The following is a 19,062-nucleotide window of genomic DNA, read 5'->3' as shown; positions in this document are numbered from 1 at the left end:
GCGGTGAGCGTCGGCACCAAACGCCCGCCCGCGGAGATCACGATCGAGCGATGGCCGGCGCGCACCAGCGCCTGCGCCACCTCCAGGGTCCCGCGCTCCACCCCCCCACTGTCGAGCGCCGGAAGCACCTGCACGACGGTCAGGGGACGTTGGGACCCGCCACGCTGTTCTGGGCCCGGGATCAGTTTGACTCCTTCATCAGGACGCCCACGGCCATGCCGGCGTGGCTCAGAATCCGAACATGTGATCCAGACAGAACGCGCGCTCCCCATGCACTAAGCCATGATAGCCGAACAGCCGGCAGGTGACGTCACGCACCACCACATAGGCCCCGTCGCCGGCGCGTTCGCGCTCGTGTTCATCGAACAAGGCCCGGTAACGCCACAGCAGAGAGCCACTGGCCGGAATCGCCACCTCCCGCTGCGCCACCTCGGCGCCGGCGGAATCATGCAGGACAATCCGGGTACTGGAATGCGGATGCCAGGCACCGGAGGTGGGATAGATCAAATGACACAGGGTATCGCCGGGCGCCGCGCCGATGCGCAGAAATAAGCGCGTACTCAAACCGGGCGCGGGCCCCGCATAAGACTGGGGTTCGTTGCGGTAGGTGACTGGCAAATTGTAGATATGGGCGCCGAAGCTGCTCTCCGCGGCGTGGCCGCTGCGCCGCTGCCGGTAGCGGAACAGGGCGTGCAGCCAACCATCGGCGGCGGCGCCTTCATGCAGATCGTAGACCAGTTCGACATGTCCATATCCGCTGGGCAGCGCAACCGCGCCCTCGCGCAGCAGCGCATCGCAGTCGAGCGGAAAACAGCCGCCGCGCGGGACGCGGCCCAGCGGGCGGCGCAGCACCTCGGCCCCGGACGCGTCGTAGAGGATCACCACCAGCGGTAATTCATACTGCGCGGTCGACATCGGCGTGGGCAGCACCACTGTGCTCCAGTCCGCCACCGGCAGCACCGGCGCCGGCAACAGATATCCCTTGCCCAGATGCTCGCTGAAGCTGGCCAGCGTGGGATCCGGCTGCAAGTCGGTGCGTTCCACGTTGACATGGGCAAGGCGCACGCGCCCGCTCGCGTGGTCACGCACCTCGTAGCGCGGGCGTACGAAATACTTGCCGGCGTGAACCTCGATCTGCGCCGGCCAGCGGCTCTCCGGCAGCAAACGCGCCACGTCCAGCGTGCAGGTGGCGAACGGCGCAATGGCGTGGTCCAGGCTGCGTATTTCCGTGGAACCCATCTCGCTCAGGCCGATGGCGCCCGCGGGAATCGGGATTGGATGACTGTTCTGGATCCACAGGACCACCGACTCGCCGTGGTCCGGGGCCGGTAGGCCGGCGTAGCGCTCGGCCGGCCAGGCGTTGGCGTCATGGGTGCAGGAAAGAACGGTCTCATCATCACCGTAGGTATCCAGCGCGTACTTCACCACGTCATGTCCGGCGATGCCATGGGCGTGGATGAACAGGGAACCGGCGTAGTCCCCGAGCCCAAAGCGCCGGCGCACCTCCCGGCTGTCGATACACAGCGTCGCGCCGGGCGCGCCCGGTCGTTCGTCCCACTCGGCGAGCGTCGCGCCGTCGGCATCGAACAGGCACAACCACAACTGGGGCGATGTGGCGCCGTAACCGGACCAGTAGTCGCACAGCGTGACCCGGGTATGGTGCCCTCCGGCGTCGCGCAGGAACGCGAAGTTGGTGGCGAAGTTCAGCGGGTCCAGGTAGTGCCGTGGATTGGTGAGCATCCGGTCCGGGATACGCAAACCGTCGAAACTCATGATCTCCGTCTCAGGCGCCAGCAGATGGCGGATCTGGCGCACATAGCGCTCGGCGTCGAAGGCCGCCACCAGCAACCGTGAGCCAGGGCTCGCGGAGGCCAGATCCGTCACTGGGCGCACCGGGTGCCCCAGTACCGGGCGTGCGAGATCCTCCATCCGCTGCACGTAGACGTCGTGCAGTTCCACGCCCGCAAGGTCGTAGAACTCGGCGTAGGCCGCGAGATGGCCCAGGGGGTCGTAGACGCACAGGGGACCGGAGGCGAGGCGCGTCCGCAGCGCACCCGCTGGCGCGCGCGCCAGCGGGTGGCCCAGCGCCTTGAAGACGCAGTTCCCGCCGCGGACGTTGCTGAAGGTCTCGATGTTCAACGCCATCGGCTGGTTACCACGCATGAAATCGGCGGGGGCGGCGGTCCGCGTTTCAGTGGAAGGGACTCAGCCGCTTGAGGAACGAGGAGAACCCGTGGCGCGCAAGCTCCTGATCCACTACCCGCTGGTCGGAGACCCAGTTCATCTGGATCGCCCGACGTGGACCCGCGAACGGTTCGTGGCCGTGGAACGAGCGCTCCGAGCGGCGAAACGCCAGCAGCGTACCGGCCACCGGCGGGACCTCGGCCGCCACGTCATCGAGCCGCGCGCTGCGCAGCAACCGCAAGCGTCCGCCACTCTCTTCCCAGGAAGGATTCATATAGATCAGAACGGTGATCAGTTTGCTCTCCGTGTCGGTATGGATACGGCCGTCGCGCTTGCGGCACCAGCCGCGCACCGTGAACAGGGTCGGCCGGCCGGCCAGATCGAGGCCGAACTTCTCCTCCACCGCCGCCGCGAACTCCGCGCCGTCCAAGGCATCCACGAAGCCCTGGAACGCGGGGCCGTAGCGCAGGTCCCGCAGGGGAAAACTGCCGGGCCGGCGGATACGCGGGAAATCCTCCACCACCCGCGCCAGGGCCGCGGAGCGCACGAAACCCGGCACGATCACGAATTCGAAGGGATCCCGTGCCAGCGGGGTGGCGCGGAAGGCGTCCAGATCCAGAACCGACATGTTGGCCTATCTCGCGGCGGTATCACCGCCGGGCGGGACCGGACCCCGGGCGGCGACTATCCCTCGACTCCCGGGATGCTTCCGGCGCATTGTAAGCGCCGCCTCACCTCAGCGGCAACCGTATCGGTCTCGCGCAGCGGCCCGTAGCTCCAGGTCTCCAGTTGTCCGCAAAATGGGCGGGTGATTCCGGCGCGCTCCAGGCTGAAATGAAACGCGCGGAACTTGCGGCTGCCGCCGGCGAGCGGCACCACGTACACCGGCCGACCGGTGCTGCACGCCTCGGAGACCATGGACACGGAATCCGCGGTCACCAACAAAAAGTCCGCAAGGGCCAGGTAGCCGAAATAAGGGTTCTCGCCGCGGCCGTCCCAGATCGTTGCGCCCGCCGGGGCGAGGCGCTCGCGCAGCACCGCCAGGACCCGCGGCGGCGTGCGCCGCGACGGCGTGACGGCGATGCCGACCCCCAATGCGTGGTGCAGGGCCAGCAACTGCTCCGCCAAGCGCACCGCAGCGTCCTCCGTGAACCGGTAGACACGGTTGGATCCGCCCAGCAGTACCGCCACCAGGGGCCGCGGCTGGGAGGCCAGGGCGGGGGCGGCGCAGGACGCCGCGACGGCGAGACGCGCGGGCGTGACCCGGTGCAGGGCGCCACGGGTCACCAGGACATTCGCGCCCCGGCAGCGGTCATGTTCCGGCACCACCACCAGGCCGAACCGGGAACGGTGCACCCGGGGATCCTGGATCTGTACCGTGTAGGTGCGTCCACCGCTGGCGCGGCGAATGGCGATAGAGAGCGCGACCGAGCCGTGGCCACTGCCGATCAGCAGATCCGGCCACGGTGGTGTCAGGGGATCGCTGCCGGGTCCCGGGGCGGCACGGGCATTGAACCAGAGTGACGGCGGCAGATACCGCCACGGTGCCCGCACGCGGAGCACCTTGCGCAGCGGGACCACCCCCAGGGCCTCGGCGAGCCCCAGGCACTGGTTGATCATGCCGGCCTTGTCTTCGCTGAGGATCCAACAGGTGGTCATGACTGCGGGGCGGGCCCACCCTGGGGCCCCATGCCCGCGGCGCTCATCGGTCCTTGAGGACGTAGTCGGCGCCGCAATAGGGGCACTTGGCGCTGCCGGTGGTCTCGATGGGCAGAAACACCCGCGGGTGGGAATTCCACAGGCTCATCCCGTCCATGGGACAGTGCAGGGGCAGGTCCGCACGGCTCACTTCGTAGCGGCGCTGGGCATTGGGTTCGATGTAGCGCTGTCCCAGCGCCGCCGCCGCGGTATTTGGATTGGTCATGAGACTGGACCTCGTTACCGGATCGGATCCGGCCGCGGTGTGGAATCGCCCGCGTCGCCGGCCATCATACCGGTGTCTGCCAATGCGGATGCTCCTTGCGCCGGCCATGCACCTGTTCAAAGTACAGGCTCTGCAGGCGCTCGGTCACCGCGCCGCGGCGTCCCGCGCCGATGACCCGTCCGTCCACCTCGCGCACCGGTGTGACCTCGGCGGCAGTGCCGGTGAGGAACACCTCGTCCGCCACGTAGACCTCGTCGCGGGTGATGCGTTTTTCCACCACTTCCATCTCCAGCTCATGGGCAAGGGCGATGATGGTATCCCGGGTGATCCCTTCCAGAGCGGAGGTGAGCTCCGGGGTGTAGAGGCGCCCGCCGCGCACCAGGAAGATGTTCTCGCCACTGCCTTCCGCCACATAGCCCTCGACGTCGAGCAGCATGGCCTCGTCGTAACCGCAGGCCAACGCCTCGTTGAGCGCGAGCATGGAATTCATGTAATTGCCGTTGGCCTTGGCCTTGCACATGGCGATATTCACATGGTGGCGCGTGTAAGACGAGGTCTTCATCCGGATGCCGCTCTGGATCTTGTCCTCGCCCATGTAACGGCCCCAGGACCACGCCGCCACCATCACATGCACCTGCAGATTGTCGGCGCGCAGCCCCATCCCTTCTGCGCCGTAGAAACACATGGGCCGGATATACCCGGAGCGCAGGCCGTTCTCGCGCACCGCCGCCTGGGTGGCCTCGTTCACTTGATCCTTGGTAAATGGAATTTTAAGCCCGAGGATATGGGCCGAGCGGAACAACCGGTCGGTGTGGTCCGCGAGGCGGAAGATCGCCGCGCCAGCGGTGGTCTCGTAGGCACGCACGCCTTCGAACACCCCCATCCCATAGTGCAAGGTATGGGTAAGCACATGCACGCGCGCCTCACGCCAGGGGACCATCTCCCCATCGAGCCAGATGAAGCCGTCGCGGTCCTCCATGGTCATCTGCGGTTCTCCTCGGTCCAGCCGCCCGATGGCGGCGCCAAAGCGTTGGAATGGTACCGGATTCCACCTCGGTTTTCAGGCACTCTCGGCCCCGCCCTCGAGCCAGCCGCCCCACAGACGCAGCACGCCATCGCGTTCGGCGCCGAACCGGTCTCCATCCACCACGGCGGGCTCTTGCTGCAGGGTCAGACGGTGGGCCTCGGAACGGTAGGTCCGGTAGGCGTCGGCGAGAAACGCCGCATCCGCCTTCGGCAGGACCCCGACCCGGGCCAGGAGCTCCAGCAGGCGGACATTGTCCGTGTACGCAAGGAGCTCTGGATAACGCTGTGCCCAGGCCAGTACGCCATATTGGACCATAAATTCGATATCCGCGATACCGCCCGGATCCTGCTTCAGGTCGAACCGGTCCCGGTCCCGCGACCCCAGCTCGCGGCGCATGCGCGCACGCATCTCCACCACGTCGCGGCGCGCCCCCTCCTGATCCCGGGCGCGCGACAATACCGCGCGGCGGATCGCCGCGAAGGTCCGCGCGATGGCCGGATCGCCGGCCACCGGACGCGCCCGCACCAGCGCCTGATGCTCCCAGGTCCAGGCCGTGTTGTGCTGGTAGTCAGCGAACGCCTCCAGGGCCGTGACCAGCAGTCCGGAGGCACCGCTGGGCCGCAGGCGTGTATCCACGGGATAGAGCACGCCGCCCGGGGTATGGGCGCTGAGAAAGTGGATGATGCGCTGGCCCAGGCGCGCGAAGAACACCCCATTGTCCACCACCCGCGGACCGGCGGTCTGCTGCTCCTCCCCGTGGCTGTCGTGGATAAAAACCAGGTCCAGGTCCGATCCATGACCCAGTTCGATACCCCCGAGCTTGCCATAGGCGATGACCGCAAACCCGGCGTGGCGCTGGCGTCCGCGACTGCGATAGCGGGGCAACCCATGGCGTGCCACCAAGTAGTCCCAGGCCAGGCGCAGCACCTGGTTCAGGATCACCTCCGCCAGCTCGGTGAGCCGGTCACTGACCACCATCAGGGGCAGCGCACCAGTCACCTCCGCCGCCGCCACGTGCAGGCCCTGGGCATGCTTGAACTGGCGCAGCACCTCCATCTGCTGTTCCAGATCATCGGGACCCGTCTGGGCCAGCAGGGCATCGAGTTCCGCCTCCTGGGCGGGCCGGGGCATCGGTGCGTACAGCGCCCGCGGGTCCAGGAGCTGGTCCAGCAACAAGGGATGGGCGGCCACATACGCGGCGATCCACGGGCTGGCCGCGCACAGACGCACCAGCTGGGAAAGGGCCAGGGGACTCTCCACCAGCAGGGCCAGATAGGCACTGCGCCGCACCACGCTCTCCACCACCCCCACCACCCGCCGCAGGGTCTCCGCGGGGTGCGGCGCCGCACCGGCGGCGCCCAGCAGCATAGGCATCAGGCGATCCAGACGCTCTGCGCCCTGGGCGCCGACCCGCCGCGCATGGCCATCCCGCAAGCCGGCGAGCACCTCGATGGCCTCCTCCGGCACGGGGTAACCGGCCCGGCGCAGGGCCTCCTGGGCATCCGCACCGCTCAGGGCACCGCTCCAGACCGCGGCCCGCTCGCTGGCCGCCGGCGCGGTGGCCGCATCCCGCTGCGGGGCCGCAAACACCTGGGCGAACTGCTCCGCCACCACCGTCCGGTGCCGGGTCAGCACCTTCCAGAACGCCGGCCAATCGGGAAATCCCATGGACAGCGCGAGCCGCCAGCGTCCCGCCTCATCCCCCGGCAACGCATGGGTCTGCAGGTCCTCGTAGGACTGCAGCCGGTTCTCCACCCGGCGCAGGAACCGGTAGGCCTGACGCAGGGCACGGGCACCATCGGTCGGCAGCCAGCCTTTGGCCTCCAGCACTCTCAGCACGGGCAGGATCGCGCGCTGCTGAAGCGCCGGCTCCCGCCCACCCCGGATCAACTGGAACGCCTGGCCGATGAACTCCACCTCCCGGATCCCCCCGGGGCCGAGCTTCACATTGTCCACCAGCCCGCGGCGTTGCACCTGCCGGACAATGAGGGCCTTCATTTCCCGCAAGGACTCGAAGGTTCCGTAATCCAGATAGCGGCGATAGACGAAGGGCTTCAGGATGGCGAGCAGCCGGGCCCCGGCGGCCCGGTCTCCCGCCACCGGACCCGCCTTAATGAAGGCGTAGCGCTCCCATTCCCGGCCCTGGAGCTGGTAGTACTCTTCCATCTGATCAAAGCTCATGGCCAGGGGACCGCTGTCCCCGAACGGCCGCAACCGCAGGTCCACCCGGAACGCGAAACCCTCGCCGGTCACAGCACCCAGCGCCGCCGCCACCCCCTGGACGAGCCGCGCGAAGAATTCCCCGTGACTGAGACCGCGGCGCCGGCGGGTAACGCCGTCCTCGGGATAGGCGAAAATCAGGTCGATGTCCGAGGAGAGGTTCAGTTCGCCTGCCCCGAGCTTACCCATGCCCAACACCACCGGTCGCTGGACCATGCCATCGGCCCCGCGGGGCGTCCCCCACTCCCGGCAGAGCGCCTGGAAAATCCCTTGAACGGCCAAATCCAGGCACGCCTCCGCCAGCCCGCTGAGGTCCCTGAGGGTCTCCTCCAGACTCGCCCAACCGGCCAGATCCCGCCACGCGATACGCACCATGTGGCGGCGCCGGAACCGGCGCAGCCGCGTCTCCAGCGGCGTGGATTTCCCGTAGCGGTCGAGAAGGCCCGGGTATTCCCCGGGCCGGAAATCCCCCAGCAACTCCCCGCTCTCCAGCAGGGCCGCAGGCAACGCCGGATCCCGGATACAGGCGTGGGCCACGAAACTGCTGAACGCCCAGACCCGGCGCAGGGACCGCACGAAGTCCGGGTGGTCTGGAATCCGTTGGCCCGCGGCCTGGGCGGCGTCCCGGTAATCCGCCCACAGCCGGTCCGCCTCTTGCGCCAGGACTGAAGGCAGGGCGGGCGCCGGCGCAGTCCGTGGGGTGGTGACAGGGGCCATGGGCAGTGGGGATCTCGGACTGGAGGTCGAGACTCAGGGTACAACAAAAGACGCGGGCGGGGCCGTAGGACGCCCGGCCGCCAGCAGGCGCATCGCGGGCAAACAGCGGCGTTTCATCTCCAAGTACGTGCGCCCGTGCCGGGCGCGCCCAAAAAAAAGCCCCGCCGTAAGGCGGGGCTTGGAGGTCGGTCGACCCTCCGGTAGCAACCGGACTACATCATGTCCATGTCGCCCATTCCGCCCATCCCGCCACCGCCGGGCATGCCCGCAGGCTTTTCGTCCTTGGCAGACTCCGCCACCATCGCCTCGGTGGTAATCATGAGCCCGGCTACGGACGCGGCGTTCTGGAGCGCGGTACGGGTCACCTTGGTGGGATCCAGGATACCCATCTGGATCATGTCCCCATACTCGCCGGTCTGGGCGTTGTAACCATAGTTGCCCTTGTTGGAGAGCACCTTGTCCAGCACCACCGAAGGTTCGTCCCCGGAATTGGCGACGATCTGGCGCAGGGGTTCCTCCATGGCGCGGCGCGCGATGCTGATGCCCATGTCCTGATCCGGGTTGACACCCTTCAGGCCCTTGAGCGCCTGCAGCGCACGAACCAGCGCGACACCGCCGCCCGGGACCACGCCCTCTTCCACCGCCGCACGGGTCGCATGCAGGGCGTCCTCGACACGCGCCTTCTTCTCTTTCATTTCCATTTCGGTGGCAGCACCAACCTTGATCACCGCAACGCCACCGGCGAGCTTGGCGATCCGCTCCTGCAACTTCTCCTTGTCATAGTCCGAGGAAGCATCCTCGAGCTGCGCGCGCACCTGCTTGACCCGGCCCTCGATCTCCGACTTCTTGCCGGCACCATCGATGAGGGTGGTGTTCTCCTTGGTGACCTGCACCTTCTTGGCCTGCCCAAGATCGTTAATGCTAGCCTTCTCCAGGCTCAGCCCGACCTCGTCGGAGATCACCGTACCACCGGTGAGGATCGCGATGTCCTGCAGCATCGCCTTGCGCCGATCGCCAAAGCCCGGGGCCTTGACGGCCGCGACCTTCACGATGCCGCGGATCGTGTTGACCACCAGGGTCGCCAGGGCCTCGCCCTCGACGTCCTCGGAGATGATCAGCAGCGGGCGCCCGGACTTGGCCACGCCTTCCAACACCGGCAGCAGCTCCCGGACATTGGAGATCTTCTTGTCATAGAGCAGGATATACGGGTTATCCAACTCCGCACTCATGCTCTGCTGATTATTGACGAAGTAGGGGGAGAGATAGCCGCGATCGAACTGCATGCCTTCCACAACTTCCAGATCGTTCTCCAACCCGGAGCCCTCTTCCACCGTGATCACGCCTTCCTTGCCTACCTTCTTCATGGCGTCGGCGATGATGTTGCCGATGGACTCGTCGGCGTTGGCGGAAATGGTACCCACCTGGGCGATGGCCTTGTCATCAGAGCAGGGCTTGGAGAGCTTCTTCAGCTCTTCCACGGCGCTGGTCACGGCCTTGTCGACGCCGCGCTTCAGGTCCATGGGGTTCATGCCCGCGGCAACTGCCTTGAGGCCTTCCTTCAGGATCGACTGGGCAAGCACGGTGGCGGTGGTGGTGCCATCACCGGCGATATCGGAGGTCTGAGACGCGACCTCCTTTACCATCTGGGCACCCATGTTTTCGAACTTGTCCTTGAGTTCGATCTCCTTGGCGACGGACACGCCGTCCTTGGTGACCGTGGGTGCGCCGAAGCTCTTCTCGAGCACTACATTGCGACCCTTGGGTCCGAGGGTCACCTTCACCGCGTTGGCGAGGATATTGACCCCGTGCACCATGCGCTGACGCGCATCATCACTAAACCTGACGTCTTTCGCACTCATTTTCCTTACCCCTTCAGAAAGCGTTTTCGAACCGGTTACGAGACCCGTCCTCAGACCTCGACGATGCCCATGATGTCCTCTTCACGCATCACGAGCACTTCCTGGCCGTTCAACTTGACTTCGGTGCCGGAGTACTTCCCGAACAGCACCCGATCGCCAGCCTTGACGTCCAGGGGACGGATGTCCCCACTCTCGAGGAGCTTACCCTTGCCCACGGCGACCACTTCACCCTGAATGGGCTTCTCGGCGGCGGTATCGGGAATGACGATGCCGCCCGGGCTCGTCCGCTCCTCCTCCATGCGTTTGACGATAACGCGATCATGTAAGGGACGAATGTTCATCGTGTAACTCTCCTTAAGAACAAATACTTAATTCGGATTAGCCGGTTTGGCTCCACATGCCAAGAGCACTTATTAGCACTCTGCTCGAATGAGTGCTAATCATAGCCCCGATTCGGCAGGAGTCAAGATGGGGTGGGTACCGCCGCGGATCAAGGCCCCCTGGGGGGGCGCCGGTCCTCGTCCTCGCGGCGGTACTCCCCTTCGATCACCCGGGGACCGGACGGCCCCTGGGGCGCGTCGGGGGTACGCCCCGAGGGGCCGGTGCCCTGGCGGGCCAGGAACCGGCGGATGACAAATCGGCGCACCGGAGGGATCAGGGCCAGGATCCCCACGGCGTCGGTGATAAAGCCCGGGATCAGCAACAGGCCGCCGCCCACCGCCACTATCATGCCCTCCAACATCTCCAGGGCGGGCGCCTCGCCCCGGGCCAAACTGGCCTGCACGCGCCCCAGGGTGGACAGGCCCTGGACCCGCAAGAGCAGGGCCCCGAGGACCCCGGTGAATACCACGAGAAACACCGTGGGCACCGCGCCGATCGCGCGGCCCACCTGGATCAGGACGTAGATCTCCGCCACCGGGAGCAGAAGAATTAGAATGCCGAACATTCTGGGCAGCGGACGCATGGTTCAACAGGAACGGGGCTGGGTACGGGATTGGGCGGGACCCGCCGATGACAGGTCAGTGCACTGAGGATACCCTGTTTCGCCTGGGGGCGCCAACGCGCCGGGCCGGAGCTGGAATATGTCCGATGGCTATCTCGTCGTATTGTGCACCTGCCCGGATCGCGACACCGCGGTGCGGATCGCGCAACGCTTGGTGGACGAACGCCAAGCCGCCTGCGTGAACGTGGTCCCGGGGCTGCTGTCGATCTACGCCTGGGAAGGGACCCGCCATCAGGATGAAGAGGTACTGCTGGTGATCAAAACCCGGGAAGAGGTGTTTCAGGCCGTGCAGGACACAGTCCGTACCTTACACCCCTATGAACTACCAGAAATAATCGCAGTCGAAATTAAAGACGGGCTGCGCCCTTACCTCGACTGGATCGCCGGAGCCGTGACCCGCCCATGAAAGCCTTGCTGTGCGCCATTCTGTTGCTGCTGACACCCGCCACCGCGGCGCTCGCGGCAGACACACTGCCAGGGCTCGGACAGGGCCTGGGGTTGGAGAGCGGCACTCAATTCCTGCCCGCCGACCAGGCCTTCCGCCTCAGCACCACGGTGGTGAACGGGAACACCGTCACGGCCCGTTGGCGCATCACCGACGGGTATTATCTGTATCGCGACAAGTTCCACTTCCGCATCCTGAGCCCGCAGGGAACGCGGCTCGGCACGGTCACGTTACCCCCCGGCAAACAGAAGGACGACGGGACCTTCGGACACGTGGATGTCTATTACCACGCCGTGCAGGCGCGCCTGCCCATTGAGCGTGCCGACGGCTCGCGCCCGCAGACCATCACCCTGCAATTGGTCTATCAGGGGTGCGCGGACGCCGGAATCTGTTATCCCCCGATCACCAAGCAGGTGGCCTTGGCGCTGCCGATCGCCATGGTATCCGCTGCCGCCGCGCCACCGGCCGCAGCGTCGGCGCCCGTTGCCGCTGGCGCGCGTAGCGCCGACACCGGCCAGAATCTATCGGCGCAGGACCGCATCGCGCGGATGCTGCGCACCGGTAGTCTGTGGATCACGCTTCCGGCGTTCTTCGGCTTCGGCCTGTTGCTCGCCTTCACGCCGTGCATCTTCCCGATGGTTCCCATCCTCTCGGGGATCATCGTAGGCCAAGGCAAGGACATCGGTACCGGACGGGCGTTTGTGCTGTCCCTGGTGTACGTACTGGCCATGGCGGCCACCTATACGGTGGCGGGCGTAGTCGCCGCGCTGTTCGGCCAGAACCTGCAGGCCACCTTGCAGAATCCCTGGGTGCTGGGCGCGTTCGCATTGGTGTTCGTGCTGCTTGCCCTATCCATGTTCGGGTTCTACAACCTGCAACTGCCCTCCGCCTTCCAGAGCCGGCTGACCGAAGTCAGCAACCGTCAGCGCGGGGGCACCCTGCTGGGCGTCGGCGTAATGGGCCTGCTGTCGGCGCTGATCGTCGGGCCCTGCGTCGCCGCGCCGCTGGCCGGCGCCCTGATCGTCATCGGGCAGACCGGCGACGCGGTACTCGGCGGCCTCGCCCTGTTCAGCCTCAGCCTGGGCATGGGCGCTCCGCTCCTGGTAATCGGCGCCTCCGCAGGCAAGCTGCTCCCGAAGGCGGGGGCGTGGATGGACGCGGTAAAGGCGGTGTTCGGTGTCCTGCTGCTGGCCGTGGCCATCTATCTGCTGGAACGGGTCCTGTCCGCCGAGGTGATCCTCGTGATGTGGGCGGTACTGCTGATCACCTCCGCGATCTATATGGGCGCCCTCGATTCCCTGACCCCCGGGGTATCCGGCTGGCGGCGACTGTGGAAAGGCCTGGGTCTCGTATTGCTCCTGTACGGCTCCCTGGTGATGGTGGGCGCGGTGACCGGCGGCACCGATCCCCTGCGTCCGCTGGAAACCCTATCCCTGTCGGCGGGCCGCGGAAATACCGCGGCGCCGCGGGCCCTCGCCTTCCAGCGGGTCACCGGCCTCGCCGGCCTGCACCAGGCGCTGGCCGCGGCCAGCGCCCAAGGCAAACCCGTGATGCTGGACTTCTATGCCGACTGGTGCATCTCCTGCAAGGAGATGGAGAAGTACACCTTCTCGGATCCCAATGTGCAGCAGGCATTGGGTAATACCGTGTTGCTCCAGGCGGACGTGACCGCCTGGAACACACAGGACAAGCAACTGACCCATGCCTTCGATCTGCTCGGTCCGCCCGCGATCCTGTTCTTCGGCCCGGACGGCAAGGAACGCAAGGGTTACCGGGTGGTGGGCTTCATGAACGCCGGCGAGTTCCGGACCCAGGTCCAACGGGCCTTGGCGGCGGGGGCGTGACAGCGGCCTGAGATGCTGCTCGTACGGAGCCCCACTGAACCCGCGCGTCTGGGCCCATGAATTCCGCAACCATTGCCGTCACCCGCAGCCCCGATGGCGCGCAGCGCAATCCGGGGACCGGCTTCCCACGCAGCGCAGCAATCCCCGGATTCCGGCCTGCATCCGGGCGACCCGCGGGACTAGAACCTATCTCAAAATCGCAGATCGGGCGTTCAGACAAGGCGCGGGCCCTGCGAGGAGCGCCGTTTACGCCCAGCAAATGAGCACCGCAGCAGGGTCCGCAACGCCGCATGGGCGACCGAGATGCATTTTGAGATCGGTTCTAGCCTTGGAGCCAACCCGAGCTGGGTTGCATTCAGGTGGGAACTGCGCCGGACACGAAACGCCAAACTAAACCTTGAGCCGGAACTTCCTGATCATGTCATAAAGCGTCGGCCGACTGACTCCCAACAGCTCCGCCGCCTCCGAAATCTTCCCACTGACGTGCCCCAAAGCGCGCAGCACCGCTTGGCGTTCCGCGTGCTCCCGGACCTCGCGCAACTTGAACGAGGCGGCTGCACCGTCCGGCGCACCCAGCTCCAGATCGCGCGCACTCAGATATTTTCCGTCCGCCATGATCACCGCCCGCTTGATCCGGTTCTTCAACTCACGGACATTGCCAGGCCAGGGATATACCTCCAGGGCCGAAAGCGCATCCTCGGAAAACCCGGCAAGGACACGGCCTTCCTGCCGCGCGAAGCGTTCCAGGAAGTGGCGGGCCAACATCAGCACGTCGCCGGCGCGATCCCGTAGCGGCGGGATACGGATCGCGATTTCGCTGATCCGGTAATAAAGATCCTCGCGGAACTCCTGGGCAGCGATCAAGGCGGCCAAATCACGGTGTGTGGCACATACCACCCGCACATCCACCGGGATCTCCTGCCGCCCGCCCAGGTGTTCGACCACACGTTCCTGAAGAAACCGGAGCAGCTTCGCCTGCAACGACATCGGAAGGTCGCCAACCTCATCCAGAAACAGGGTGCCCTGGTCCGCGCCTTCGATCTTCCCCGCCGTCTGCTTGGCCGCGCCGGTAAACGCGCCCTTTTCGTAGCCGAACAACTCACTCTCAAGCAGGGTTTCCGGAATGGCGGCGCAGTTGATCGCGATGAACGGACCGTCCTTGCGTGCGCTCAAGGCATGCAGCGCCCGCGCAATCAGCTCCTTGCCGGTTCCCGATTCCCCGAGCAACAGCGCTGTGGCATCCGCCGGCGCCACCTTCTCGACCGTGCGACAGACATCCAGCATCCCGGGACTGCAGGAAATGACGCCATCCAGCGGCGCGCCCGTCTGCTGTTCACTCAGACGGCGGTTCTCCATCTCCAACTCGTGCACGCGATACGCGCGGTTGACAATCAAACCCAGGATCTCAGGATCTATGGGTTTGTGATAGAAATCGAACGCCCCCATCCCAACCGCGCGCACCGCGTTTTCGCGGTCGTCGTTTCCCGTCACGACGATGACCTTGGTATCGGGAGCCTTGACATGAATCTGCTTCAGCGCCGCAAGCCCTTCCGAGGTACCTGCCGCATCGGGCGGGAGCCCGAGATCCAAGGTAACCACCGGCGGCTGGTGGTGGGAGAGCAGGTCCAATGCGCTTGCGCGGTCTCCCGCCACCAGCACCTCGTAGTCATCGAAACACCAGCGCAATTGGCCCTGGAGCCCGGGGTCATCCTCGACGACCATCAAAGTCTTCTGCTTGGTCCTGCTTGCCGCCATCGTTCACTCATCCGTTGATCTGCAACTGGCCAGCGCTCGCATCGAGATCGGCGGTCACCGGAAACCGCATGCGGAATGTGGTGCCGACGCCCTTGGTGCTCGCCACCTCCACAGTACCACCAATCCCCACTACATACTCCTGCACCTCATAGGCGCCGATGCCCATCCCGGACTCCCCCTTGGTACTGTAGAATGGGCGAAACAAGCTGTCCCGAACAAACGCCTCGTCCATTCCGCAGCCGTCATCCTCCACCTCGATCACCGCCATGTCCTGCTCCCTGCGCAATCGGACCTCGATTATGCCATCCGCGGGCGTTGCGTCCTGGGCGTTCTGGATCACGTGCCCAATCACCGCCGTCAGCCGATCGTAGTCCGCGTAGGCGCGCAGCCCATGGCCATGAAGATCCAGGACGGGAGCGGGGCGGCGTGCGGATTTGGCCCGCACCACTTCTGAAACAACCTGTTCAAGGTCGATGGAGCGCCCGCCATCGCTCTGCATACCGCCACTGCGCAGCTGCAGAAGTAGGCGCTGCATCATAGACACCGAGTTCTCGACGGTACGCAGTACGTCTTCCATAAACTTCGGGTTCTGTTTGTGACGCGCCGCGTTGGACAAGACCAGCGAAAGTTGCGCAATCAGGTTCTTCAGATCATGCACCACGAACGCGGAACAGCGGCTGAATGCCTCGAACTGCCGGGCTACCGCCAGGGCTTGGGACGCCTCAAGCTGGGCCAAATAGCTTGCGGCCTGTCTGCCGGCGGTTTTCAGAAGGTCGAAATCCTCCCAATTGTAACGCCGATGCATCGGCGGATGGGAGAGAACCACGAAGCCGAGCAGCCGCTCGTGCAGCATCAGCGGTACGATCAGCGCCGCACGAGGCATGTCCTGCAGCCACGCCGGTAAACTCAGTCCCTTGTATAACTCAGGGCGGCTTTGATACTCCTCCAGGTGAATGAACCACTCCTGTTCCTCCAGAAACCGCACCAACGGGGTATCTTCGGAAACAACCGGTGGGGTGAAGTCCGCTATATTCCATCTTGCCACCGGCTCATAGTTTCCGCTGTCCCGGCGCATCCATAGGATGCCGCCCGGACTGTCCACGATCTGTGCGATCGCGAGGACGGCACGCTCCCGGAGCTGGGTTGGCTCGCCAGATGACAGAGTCCGGATGAACCGCAACCACTCGTCGCGATAGTCGTATTTATAGTGAAAGAAATGTTTGTTGATATATACCCGCAAGGTGGCCCGCATCTGCTCAGAAAACAGCAGGATCAACAGCACGAGACCCGCGCCGAACAGGAAGATCGTCTGGGCGATGAGTCCCCAGCTGCCACCGTAGTGGCGGACGTAGTAGCCGCCCGCTGCGATCGCAAGCAGATACAGGCCCGTGCCGAGCAGGGCGGTGGTATGAAATACGACGCGCCGGGATACGAAGATGTCCAGCGACCACTCGGGATCCCGAGCGATCGCGATTCCAATGACCGGAACCACCAGTGCGTTGCCAAAACCGCGCGCCGCCCACAAGACGAAATCGATACGCTGAAACAGCAGGGCGTTCGAGTACAGGTAGAAGTCGTAGGCGAACAAGCCCCCGACTCCCAGGCAAAGGTACTTGATAGAGCGCCGCAGTTGAATCGGGGTGTTGCGAAAGAGCTGTTCCACCAGCACCAACCCGACCACGGCATAGAGCAGATGACCCGCGATCAGCCAGTCAATGCCGAAGGTGACTATCGGCGGCCCATGGGCCCGTTGAACGAACACCAGCAGAAACATCGCCGCGGTAAACGCCACTAGGGTGCCGAGGATAATCCGGAACCAGCGGGAAGATAGCGCGAAACCCTTATGGGCGGACCCAAGGATATAGAGCAGGAACACCGCCCAGGACAGGTCCCGGACCAGTTCCAAAACAACGATGAGGGGCGTGAATTGTCCGGTGAAGGACTCGTAGGAGGCGGCTGCCATCCATATCGCGCTGATCGATGCCGTGAACGCCAGCAATGCCTTCTGCAAGCGCCCGCGTCGCCCAGTCGCCAGGACCAGCGAAAGGATCAAAAAGAATGCCGCGCCAGTGGCGTAGCTTACACCGGCAATCTCTAGCATCGTCGATATGTTTCCCGCCGCTCGGCCCGGGTTGACGGTGGTTGTGCATCACCCGCATTGGAACCCCATCCGTGGCAACTGGACGCGTGGAGCGTCACCAATCTAACCCAAGGTGCCCGGCCCTATCCAGCGCCCACCCTTGCATGGGAGACGCGCAATGGATGGCGTAAGGGTGCGAACGCCAGCCGGGGCAATGCTTCCCTAAAACATCTTTTCGGCAGAATGGGTTACAACCTTAACCCAAATATCACCTAGTTAGCGCCCGCATCGTTTTAAAGAAATGGCCATGCAACCCATGGACCAAGACACGAGGTTCCCGTGCGTTCCGCGATTAAGCCCAACCCGGTTCGGGCCGGCTTCCACGCGAGCCGCCCGGGTAGCCCGGATACGGGCCGCAGGCCGGAATCCGGCGATTGCGCCGCGCTGGAAGTCTAATCCCCGGATTGCGCTGCGCTCCATCCAGGCTACCAGGAACGGCGCAACGGCCAACAGGACGTCGAATAATTACCGGGGGTCGCCGGGCAGCGGTACTCCCCGCCACGGGAGCACGCTGCACCAGCGGGTACCGAGAGCTGCCAAGATCCTTCGGATGTAGTCACTTTCACGAAAGTCCGCGCAGCGCCCCCCGGCCGTGCGCAGATGAACCTTCGACTTCTACTGACCGCCGTTAGCAAAATCGCCATGCCGAAACGGTATCGGGATACCAGCCCCCCGACGGTCTATTTCAGGCCGGCAAGCACCTTGCGGGCGTCAGCGGCGCCCGGGAAATCGCCCCCCTTGGCCAGGGCCTGCTCGAGATGGGTCTTGGCGTCCCGGGTCTTGCCAGCCTTGTAGAGCGCCATCCCGAGGTGATACTGGAAGATCGGGATCTTAGGCGCCGCTTTTACGACCGCCTCCAAGACGGGCACCGCCTTGCTCGCATCGCCGCTCTGGTAGTACACCCAGCCGACGGTGTCCTGAATCGCAGGATCCCGGACACCTTCCATTTCCTTGGCCAGCGACACCGCCTCCGCCATCCCCTTCGGATCGTTCTCCCTTCCAGCCAACAGCATGGCCAGGTTATTGGTCGCCAGCAGGTTCTTCGGGCTGGCCTCGAGCACCTTGCGGTAAGTGGCGATCGACTGGTCAGGGTCCCCCGACTCCTGGTAGATGGCGGCCAGCGGAAACAGGAGCTGCAACTGTGCCGGCTGGTCCTTCAGCCCGCGCTGCAGGACCGCAATCGCCTTCGTCGGCTGTTTCTGCGCCATATGGACCTTGGACAGATCGACGTAGGGGTTGACCCACGAAGGGTTCAACGCAGAGGCCTTATGCAGCGCCTGCGCGGCGTTCGCATAGTCCGATTGTACGAGGTAGAGGTTGCCGAGCAGATCATAGGCGTACGCATTGTCCGGCTGATCCTTCAGGAACGAGCGCACGCGCGCAACCGCCTCGGCCGGCTTCTTTTCCGCCAAATAACTGCGGGCGATCGCCTGCAGCGGCTGCGCGGCGTCCTTGCCGGAGCGCTGTAGCGCGTCCTCGAACTGTGCGCGCGCCTTCGCATAGTCCTTCTGCACAAAGTACAGTTCCCCGAGCTGGAAATAGCCCTGGGGGCTCTTGGGGTAGTCCGCCTGGATCTTCTCCAGCAGACCCGCCGCCTGCGCGTACTTCTGCTGCTGCGCCAATACCGCTGCCTTCTGCTGGAGCAGTTCCGGATTCTTCGGCGCCACCTTCAGCGCGCGGTCGTACTCCTTGAGCGCATCGTCATAGCGTTTATCGGCCAGATACAGCCCTGCGAGCCCCTGGTAGCCGACTGGATTCCCTGGGTACTCTTGGACGATCTTATCCAACGCGGACTTCGTCCCCGCGCGATCCCCCGTGCGGGCCAGAAGCTCCGCATCGAGCGATAACAGACCAAGGTTATTGGGATCCACCTTCAGGCCCTTGCCCACCTCGTCCAGCGCCTTCTTCTGATCACCCGACTGCAGGAAGAATCGCGCCAGCCGC

At 65.1% G+C, this 19,062-nt stretch carries 15 protein-coding genes; 2 read left to right on the top strand and 13 right to left on the bottom strand.

All coding sequences use genetic code 11. The features are described from left to right. From B7Z66_13705 to B7Z66_13660, 10 genes are all read right to left on the bottom strand, one after another. A partial coding sequence (locus B7Z66_13705; GenBank protein ID OYV75242.1) for a hypothetical protein occupies window positions 1-182 on the bottom strand: 182 nt, incomplete at its 3' end. A gap of 46 nt (window positions 183-228) precedes the next feature. Beyond that, window positions 229-2,145, bottom strand: coding sequence for a hypothetical protein (locus B7Z66_13700; GenBank protein OYV75240.1), 1,917 nt, complete (start codon window positions 2,143-2,145; stop codon window positions 229-231). A gap of 46 nt (window positions 2,146-2,191) precedes the next feature. Beyond that, window positions 2,192-2,812 (bottom strand): hypothetical protein, encoded by a 621-nt coding sequence (locus B7Z66_13695; protein OYV75239.1) that lies wholly within the window; start codon window positions 2,810-2,812, stop codon window positions 2,192-2,194. A gap of 56 nt (window positions 2,813-2,868) precedes the next feature. Beyond that, a complete protein-coding gene (locus B7Z66_13690) occupies window positions 2,869-3,843 on the bottom strand; it encodes a hypothetical protein (GenBank protein OYV75238.1) in 975 nt (324 codons plus the stop codon). 43 nt (window positions 3,844-3,886) lie between these two features. Continuing rightward, the gene (locus tag B7Z66_13685) at window positions 3,887-4,108 is read right to left on the bottom strand and encodes a hypothetical protein (protein OYV75237.1); all 222 of its coding nucleotides are present in this window, start codon (window positions 4,106-4,108) and stop codon (window positions 3,887-3,889) included. Between the two features lie 64 nt (window positions 4,109-4,172). Then, complete coding sequence (locus tag B7Z66_13680) at window positions 4,173-5,093, bottom strand: branched chain amino acid aminotransferase (protein ID OYV75236.1); 921 nt, start codon at window positions 5,091-5,093, stop codon at window positions 4,173-4,175. A gap of 75 nt (window positions 5,094-5,168) precedes the next feature. Then, the gene (locus B7Z66_13675) at window positions 5,169-8,072 is read right to left on the bottom strand and encodes a bifunctional glutamine synthetase adenylyltransferase/deadenyltransferase (GenBank protein ID OYV75235.1); all 2,904 of its coding nucleotides are present in this window, start codon (window positions 8,070-8,072) and stop codon (window positions 5,169-5,171) included. Between the two features lie 212 nt (window positions 8,073-8,284). Then, the gene (locus B7Z66_13670; GenBank protein OYV75234.1) at window positions 8,285-9,931 is read right to left on the bottom strand and encodes a chaperonin GroL; all 1,647 of its coding nucleotides are present in this window, start codon (window positions 9,929-9,931) and stop codon (window positions 8,285-8,287) included. A 50-nt stretch (window positions 9,932-9,981) separates the two neighbouring features. Continuing rightward, window positions 9,982-10,272, bottom strand: coding sequence for a co-chaperone GroES (locus B7Z66_13665; GenBank protein ID OYV75233.1), 291 nt, complete (start codon window positions 10,270-10,272; stop codon window positions 9,982-9,984). Window positions 10,273-10,421: 149 nt separating this feature from the next. After that, on the bottom strand, window positions 10,422-10,886 hold the full coding sequence (locus B7Z66_13660; GenBank protein OYV75241.1) for a hypothetical protein: 465 nt from the start codon (window positions 10,884-10,886) through the stop codon (window positions 10,422-10,424). A gap of 127 nt (window positions 10,887-11,013) precedes the next feature. Between B7Z66_13660 and B7Z66_13655 the strand changes: the two genes are divergently transcribed. Continuing rightward, a complete protein-coding gene (locus B7Z66_13655) occupies window positions 11,014-11,340 on the top strand; it encodes a divalent-cation tolerance protein CutA (GenBank protein OYV75232.1) in 327 nt (108 codons plus the stop codon). Further along, window positions 11,337-13,223 carry a cytochrome C biogenesis protein gene (locus B7Z66_13650; GenBank protein ID OYV75231.1) on the top strand — a complete coding sequence of 629 codons (1,887 nt, stop codon included), beginning with the start codon at window positions 11,337-11,339 and terminating at the stop codon, window positions 13,221-13,223. The genes B7Z66_13655 and B7Z66_13650 overlap by 4 nt, the downstream gene beginning before the upstream one ends. 390 nt (window positions 13,224-13,613) lie before the next feature. Here B7Z66_13650 and B7Z66_13645 read toward each other — a convergent pair whose 3' ends face one another. The 3 genes from B7Z66_13645 to B7Z66_13635 all read right to left on the bottom strand — a co-directional run. Next, window positions 13,614-14,978, bottom strand: a complete 1,365-nt coding sequence (locus tag B7Z66_13645; protein ID OYV75230.1) for a PEP-CTERM-box response regulator transcription factor — start codon at window positions 14,976-14,978, stop codon at window positions 13,614-13,616. A gap of 7 nt (window positions 14,979-14,985) precedes the next feature. Next, a complete protein-coding gene (locus B7Z66_13640) occupies window positions 14,986-17,079 on the bottom strand; it encodes a hypothetical protein (GenBank protein ID OYV75229.1) in 2,094 nt (697 codons plus the stop codon). Window positions 17,080-17,798: 719 nt separating this feature from the next. Further along, window positions 17,799-19,062, bottom strand: a 1,264-nt coding sequence (locus B7Z66_13635; protein ID OYV75228.1) for a hypothetical protein, incomplete at its 5' end; no start/stop codon positions are given.

The sequence above is a fragment of the Chromatiales bacterium 21-64-14 genome (assembly GCA_002255365.1).
Classification (GTDB): domain Bacteria; phylum Pseudomonadota; class Gammaproteobacteria; order 21-64-14; family 21-64-14; genus 21-64-14.
This window is presented reverse-complemented; position numbering and strand designations above follow the sequence as displayed.